The organism is uncultured Streptococcus sp. (assembly GCF_963516515.1).
GTDB lineage: Bacteria > Bacillota > Bacilli > Lactobacillales > Streptococcaceae > Streptococcus.
Map to the genome: position 1 here is coordinate 1 of NZ_CAUQCJ010000057.1, position 6,991 is coordinate 6,991.

General features: G+C 40.8%; 5 protein-coding genes. 3 read left to right on the forward strand and 2 right to left on the reverse strand.

Annotation, left to right across the window (positions count from 1 at the left end; all coding sequences use genetic code 11):
- Window positions 1-334: 334 nt before the first annotated feature.
- The gene (dinB, locus tag RYL77_RS08610) at window positions 335-1,396 is read left to right on the forward strand and encodes a DNA polymerase IV (protein ID WP_315010976.1); all 1,062 of its coding nucleotides are present in this window, start codon (window positions 335-337) and stop codon (window positions 1,394-1,396) included.
- A 146-nt stretch (window positions 1,397-1,542) separates the two neighbouring features.
- Here dinB and RYL77_RS08615 read toward each other — a convergent pair whose 3' ends face one another.
- Window positions 1,543-2,388 (reverse strand): undecaprenyl-diphosphate phosphatase, encoded by an 846-nt coding sequence (locus RYL77_RS08615; RefSeq protein ID WP_315010977.1) that lies wholly within the window; start codon window positions 2,386-2,388, stop codon window positions 1,543-1,545.
- A 60-nt stretch (window positions 2,389-2,448) separates the two neighbouring features.
- Complete coding sequence (locus RYL77_RS08620) at window positions 2,449-4,338, reverse strand: DUF2207 domain-containing protein (protein ID WP_315010978.1); 1,890 nt, start codon at window positions 4,336-4,338, stop codon at window positions 2,449-2,451.
- Between the two features lie 138 nt (window positions 4,339-4,476).
- Between RYL77_RS08620 and RYL77_RS08625 the strand changes: the two genes are divergently transcribed.
- A complete protein-coding gene (locus RYL77_RS08625; protein ID WP_315010979.1) occupies window positions 4,477-6,042 on the forward strand; it encodes an ABC transporter substrate-binding protein/permease in 1,566 nt (521 codons plus the stop codon).
- The gene (locus RYL77_RS08630; RefSeq protein WP_000189477.1) at window positions 6,042-6,782 is read left to right on the forward strand and encodes an amino acid ABC transporter ATP-binding protein; all 741 of its coding nucleotides are present in this window, start codon (window positions 6,042-6,044) and stop codon (window positions 6,780-6,782) included. The genes RYL77_RS08625 and RYL77_RS08630 overlap by 1 nt, the downstream gene beginning before the upstream one ends.
- Window positions 6,783-6,991: the final 209 nt, after the last annotated feature.

Below are 6,991 nucleotides of genomic sequence, written 5' to 3' on the forward strand. Positions count from 1 at the left end.
GTGATACACTTGCTTTTTCTTTCCAATCTACGCCTTTGAAGCCTTCCCAAGCTTTATCAAAAATATCTTGTGCTTCAACAACTGTTTTAACAACCATGTTAATGTCCTCTGTTTTCTTTCTAGTAACAGTCATCTGTTACATTTATGAAACCAGTATACCATACAGTAACCGATTTCAACAAGCGAAAGTTCCTTATTTTTACACTTTCTTTTCTAAAACAGACTAATTTCTATACCAAACTGTATTATATTTTTGAAAAAATTAAAGCCTTTTTTCTTTTTTTCAGAAAAAAGGGTATAATAAAAGAACATAATTGGTAAAAAGGGGCTAGGTATGTTGATTTTTCCTTTGTTAAATGATTTGTCAAGAAAAATCATTCATATTGACATGGATGCCTTTTTTGCTGCGGTAGAAATCAGAGATAATCCTAAACTCAAAGGAAAACCTGTCATTATCGGAAGCGATCCTCGGCAAACAGGTGGGCGTGGAGTTGTTTCTACTTGTAGTTATGAGGCGCGAGCTTTTGGTGTTCATTCTGCCATGAGTTCCAAGGAAGCTTATGAACGATGTCCCCAGGCCGTCTTTATCTCAGGAAATTATGAAAAATACAAGACTGTGGGACTCCAGATTCGAGCTATCTTTAAACGTTATACAGATTTGATTGAACCCATGAGCATTGATGAAGCCTATTTGGATGTAACAGAAAATAAACTCGGTATTAAGTCAGCGGTCAAAATTGCTCGCCTCATTCAAGAGGATATCTGGCAAGAACTCCATCTAACTGCTTCTGCTGGCATTTCTTACAACAAATTCTTAGCTAAAATGGCCAGTGATTATCAAAAGCCACATGGTCTGACAGTGATTCTACCTGACCAAGCTGAGGATTTTCTCAAACAAATGGATATTTCCAAGTTTCATGGAGTAGGAAAAAAGACGGTGGAAAGACTTCATCAAATGGGTGTTTTTACTGGCGCTGATTTGCTTGAAGTGCCTGAAGTAACCCTAATAGACCGATTTGGCAGACTGGGCTATGACCTGTATCGAAAGGCTCGTGGTATCCACAATTCCCCCGTCAAATCCAACCGCATCCGTAAATCAATCGGGAAGGAGAAAACCTATGGGAAGATTCTCCGTGCCGAGGAAGACATCAAAAAAGAGCTAACTCTCCTATCAGAAAGAGTCGCTCTCAATCTCAATCAACAAGAAAAAGCTGGAAAAATTGTCATTCTGAAAATTCGCTACGAGGACTTTTCAACTCTGACTAAACGAAAAAGTCTGGCTCAAAAAACACAGGATGCTAGTCAGATAAGCCAAATAGCCCTGCAACTCTATGAAGAGTTAGACGAGAAAGAAAGAGGTGTCCGCCTGTTGGGGATTACCATGACTGGATTTTAATACTCAATGAAAATCAAAGAGCAAACTAGGAAGCTAGCCGCAGGTTGCTCAAAACACCGTTTTGAGGTTGCAGATAGAACTGACGCGGTTTGAAGAGATTTTCGAAGAGTATAAAACCTTGAAGAGCTGACCCTTCAAGGTTTTTCTTATACAAATAAACGGACAACGCTATAAAGCAATAAGATACTACCAAGCACGATGCGGTATTTACCGAAAAGGGTGAAGTCGTGTTTTTTCACATAGCTGGTCAAGAAGCGAATAGCGACCATGCTGACTGCGAAAGCGACTCCCATGGCAACCAAGAGCAAGAACAATTGCCCAAAGCTCAAGAGCTGTCCTGCTTTTACAAATTTGAAAATCTTTAAGGCACTGGCTCCAAACATAACAGGAATCCCAAGATAGAAGGTGAATTCTGTCACAACAGAACGACTGGTTCCATTCAATAAACCGCCGACGATTGTGGCCCCAGAACGGCTAGTTCCTGGTAAAAGGGCAAGAACTTGGAAGAGTCCAATATAGAATGCTGTCGTATAAGGAAGCTTGTCCAACTCTGTTACACTTGGTTCGATAGCACGCGCTTTATTGCGCTTTTCCAAATAGATAAAGGCAATCCCATAGATAATCAACATGAGAGCAACAGAAACCATATTATGGAAGTGGGTATCAAACCAATCATCAAACTTAAATACTGCAAGCAAAGGTAAAGTGGCAATCAAGACCTTCAACCACAGTCTCCAAGTCTTACGAACTTCCTGCTTGTCCTTAGTCGGTTTGAAAGGATTGAGCTTATTAAAGTAAATGACCATAACCGCTAAAATAGCACCAAGCTGAATCACGACATTAAACATGGACATAAAGGTTTCATTTTGATTTTGGTATTGGATAAATTCCTCTGCTAAAATCAAGTGACCTGTACTGGAAATCGGCAACCATTCCGTAATTCCTTCAACAATCCCGAAGAAGATAGATTTTAAAATTTCAATAAGATACATAGATTACTCCTTTTTCTATCTTCCATTATAGCATATTTTTTCAGTCTATGGCAGTTCTCTTTAAAAGGCTCCTATACTGCCACCACCTCCGCCTCCAGAGAAGCCACCGCCAGAACTTCCACTTCCAGAAGATACGGAGTAGGTACTTGCTGTATTTGCGACACTAGCATAATGGCTCATTTGTGCTGTTGAATGATAAAACATACTATGCCAGCCATAAGCTACATAGAGATTGATATCTGGATTTTCTACTTGGATGTGATGAACCTTCATCAGATGACTGACCTTGTCCGCATAGCCAAATAGAGTCGCATAGACCAAGAGGCGATTCCAGACCACAATACTTTCCAACTCAGCCTGATCCAATCGTGCAATCTCACGTAACATATTTTCAAAACTAGTCCAGAGATAGTAGACTTCTGCTCCTGCTTCATTTAGGATACCATCACGATTATCTAGTCGAAGCTTCCAATAATAGAAAACAGCCAAAACCAAACCTAGAAAACCAAGTATTGGCAAGAGGAGGTAAAGATAGCCATGAACATCTAAACTGTACAAGAATAAACCAAATCCAATAAATAGGGGCAAGATAGTGGAAATACCCATCCCCACTTGCAAGGCCTTTTCCCCACCAGTCAAGGGACGATAATAATCTGGGAGCCCCCAGAAGGAAACTCGATTTCTTACCCCTTCTTGCATCTCTTTCAATACTTCTTCGAAAGAGGATTTGAGCTGACGTCCCCTTGCTTGAATCCGTTTTTCATCAGAGACTTTTGCCCCACGATAAAGACTCTCAGATACCCTGTAATCCGCAAACAAATTGGAAAGAGTTTCTTCTTTTTTGCCTGAAAAAGCCAGATTTAGACAGTCTTTCTCAAAACTTGACAAACCATCTTCTTTTACTAGCCTCAAACCAACTGCATCTCCTTCTGAAATAATAGAGACATTCCCACGGTCTATCACATCTAACAAGGTAGCTTGAATAAGTTGATCAAAGGTAAATTTACCTGCTCCTTTTGTTAGGGGACTCACTTCCTCCAAGGAGGTCGAGTAGACAGCCTCTGATAAAACCATAGGCTCTAATTCCATTGGTGGTTCATAGAGACGATGATTTTTAGCATATTTGACTGAAATAGTGCTCTTTCTTCTATAAATAAAATAGAAGCAGACACTCAATAACAAGGAGATAGAAAGTATCAAAGGAAACACCCAAGTGACGAGCTGCATACTCTGAGCTTTTTCTCTAACAATCGAGTCTTCTATCTTATTAAACTCTTCTAAACGATTCCCTTTCAAGCCCTGATCCCTAGCGCTAGCAAAATCAGTTCGAGGCCAGTAGGCATGCAATTCAACTCCACGCTTAGGCGGAAGATTGTCTAAACGAATAGTATAATCAAGGTTACTATTTTCAATCGTACCCTCTCTAAAGAGTTTCCCTGTATGGAAAAAGAGTTTTTCAGCCCGCTTGTCTCCCCTTACATTAAATTCAAACTTGCCAATAGCCCCTGAACTATCTGTCAGAGGTTGCCAATTTAATTCAGCGATATCATCATAAAGGAAAAGCAAGTTCTTTAAATTCCAGACAAGGTCAACTTCAACTGTGTCACCTTCCTGACCTGGATTGTAAACTTTGACAGTATAACCATCTGTTCCTTCTGTCACTTCGCTAGCAACATCTGTCAGTTCAGCACCATTTTTCGATGCCTGAACCTTTGGGTGAGGGTCAATGTCAAACCCACTAGGCATCTTGCCAGCACGTCCAAGTCCCACGATTTGGCCTTTAAAGTCCTCTTCAAACTGATAAACTATCTTTTGTCTAAATTCTGCCGTGTTGTCTGCATGAATATACAAATCCCCTTGGTAGGAGTTTATCTTGAAATCAATGGCAAAAACAGAGAGTGGCAGAAGGCAAAACAAACCTAAGACCAGTAAGAAAAAAGTTTTTTTCATCAATTAAGCCCCCTTTTTATCTTTGCTATCATTATATCATTTTTTCTCAAGTAAGGGCTTACCTATATTGAAAAATAGAGTTTTTTTCGATAAAATAGGAGACAGTTATTTTTTAATAGATTAGAAATAGGAGAAATCATGAGAAAAATATACTTATCTATTTTCACAAGTCTCTTGCTGATGCTAGGACTTGTCAATGTTGCCCAAGCCGATGAATATTTACGCATCGGGATGGAAGCAGCATATGCTCCCTTTAACTGGACCCAGGATGATGATAGCAATGGGGCTGTCAAAATCGATGGGACTAACCAGTATGCTAATGGATACGATGTTCAAATCGCCAAGAAAATCGCTAAGGACTTAGGTAAAGAACCTTTGGTTGTTAAAACCAAGTGGGAAGGTCTAGTCCCTGCCCTTACTTCTGGTAAGATTGATATGATTATCGCAGGTATGAGTCCTACTGCCGAACGCAAACAAGAAATCGCCTTTTCAAGCAGTTACTACACTAGCGAACCTGTCTTACTCATCAAAAAAGATTCTGCCTACGCAAATGCCAAATCTTTGGATGACTTTAATGGTGCGAAAATCACTTCCCAACAAGGTGTTTACCTTTATAACTTGATTAGTCAAATCCCAGGCGCTAAAAAAGAAACTGCCATGGGAGACTTCGCTCAAATGCGCCAAGCACTTGAGGCTGGTGTCATTGATGCCTATGTTTCTGAACTCCCTGAAGCACTGACTGCCGAAGCTGCTAACTCTAAGTTTAAAATGGTTCAAGTAGAGCCAGGTTTCAAAACTGGAGAAGAAGATACAGCTATTGCCATTGGACTTCGTAAAGATGACAATCGTATTAGCCAAATCAATGCCAGCATTGAAACTATTTCTAAAGATGACCAAGTTGCCCTGATGGATCGTATGATCAAGGAGCAACCTGCCGAAGCCACTACAACTGAAGAGACTAGCAGTAGTTTCTTTAGCCAAGTCGCTAAAATTCTTTCTGAAAACTGGCAACAACTCTTGCGTGGTGCTGGTATCACTCTTTTAATCTCTATCGTCGGAACCATCATAGGTCTCATTATCGGTCTTGCCATTGGTGTTTTCCGTACTGCCCCTCTCTCTGAGAATAAAGCCATCTATGGCCTACAAAAGCTAGTCAGCTGGATTCTCAATATCTATATCGAAATTTTCCGTGGTACACCTATGATCGTTCAATCGATGGTTATCTACTATGGAACTGCTCAAGCTTTTGGGATCAACCTTGACCGCACACTGGCTGCTATCTTCATCGTTTCAATCAACACTGGTGCCTACATGACTGAAATCGTCCGTGGTGGTATCCTAGCAGTTGACAAGGGACAATTTGAAGCTGCGACTGCTCTTGGTATGACTCATAACCAAACCATGCGTAAGATTGTCCTACCTCAGGTAGTCCGTAATATCCTACCAGCAACTGGTAATGAATTTGTCATCAATATCAAAGATACATCTGTATTGAACGTTATCTCTGTTGTCGAACTTTATTTCTCAGGAAATACCGTGGCAACTCAAACTTATCAATACTTCCAGACATTTACAATCATCGCCGTGATTTACTTTGTCCTCACCTTCACCGTAACACGTATCCTCCGCTTCATCGAACGTCGAATGGACATGGATACCTATACTACAGGTGCTAACCAAATGCAAACGGAGGATTTGAAATAATGACACAAGCAATCCTTGAAATTAAACACCTCAAAAAATCCTATGGCCAAAACGAAGTGCTAAAAGACATTTCTCTCACTGTCCACAAGGGAGAGGTCATCTCTATCATCGGAAGCTCTGGAAGCGGGAAATCAACCTTCCTACGCTCCATTAACCTACTTGAAACGCCAACTGATGGACAAATTCTTTATCATGGACAAAACGTCCTCGAAAAAGGCTATGACCTCACGCAATACCGTGAAAAGTTGGGGATGGTGTTCCAATCCTTTAACCTCTTTGAAAATCTCAACGTTCTTGAAAATACAATTGTCGCTCAGACAACTGTCCTTAAACGCGAGCGTACAGAAGCTGAAAAAATTGCCAAAGAAAACCTTGAAAAGGTCGGCATGGGAGAACGCTACTGGCAAGCCAAACCAAAACAACTCTCAGGCGGTCAAAAACAACGTGTGGCTATCGCTCGTGCCCTTTCAATGAATCCTGACGCCATTCTCTTTGATGAACCAACATCAGCTCTCGATCCAGAAATGGTTGGAGAGGTCCTCAAAATCATGCAAGATCTGGCTCAGGAAGGCTTGACTATGATTGTCGTAACCCACGAAATGGAATTCGCCCGTGATGTCTCTCACCGTGTTATCTTCATGGATAAGGGTGTAATCGCTGAAGAAGGCAAACCAGAAGACCTCTTCACCAATCCTAAAGAAGACCGTACAAAAGAGTTCCTTCAACGCTATCTCAAATAAAAAGAAAAGGCTGCATCAATCGTGCAGTCTTTTTGCTGTCCTCATACTCTTCGAAAATCTCTTCAAACCACGTCAGCTTCGCCTTGCCGTAGGTATATGTTACTGACTCTGTCAGTCTTATTTACAACCTCAAAACAGTGTTTTGAGCAGCCTGCGGCTAGCTTCCTAGTTTGCTCTTTGATTTTCATTGAGTATCAAAATGAAAAGGC

Bases quoted from the DNA above. Each gene is read 5' to 3' on its own strand.
- dinB (WP_315010976.1), top strand. From the start codon at position 335: ATGTTGATTTTTCCTTTGTTAAATGATTTGTCAAGAAAAATCATTCAT.
- RYL77_RS08615 (WP_315010977.1), bottom strand. From the start codon at position 2,388: ATGTATCTTATTGAAATTTTAAAATCTATCTTCTTCGGGATTGTTGAA.
- RYL77_RS08620 (WP_315010978.1), bottom strand. From the start codon at position 4,338: ATGAAAAAAACTTTTTTCTTACTGGTCTTAGGTTTGTTTTGCCTTCTG.
- RYL77_RS08625 (WP_315010979.1), top strand. From the start codon at position 4,477: ATGAGAAAAATATACTTATCTATTTTCACAAGTCTCTTGCTGATGCTA.
- RYL77_RS08630 (WP_000189477.1), top strand. From the start codon at position 6,042: ATGACACAAGCAATCCTTGAAATTAAACACCTCAAAAAATCCTATGGC.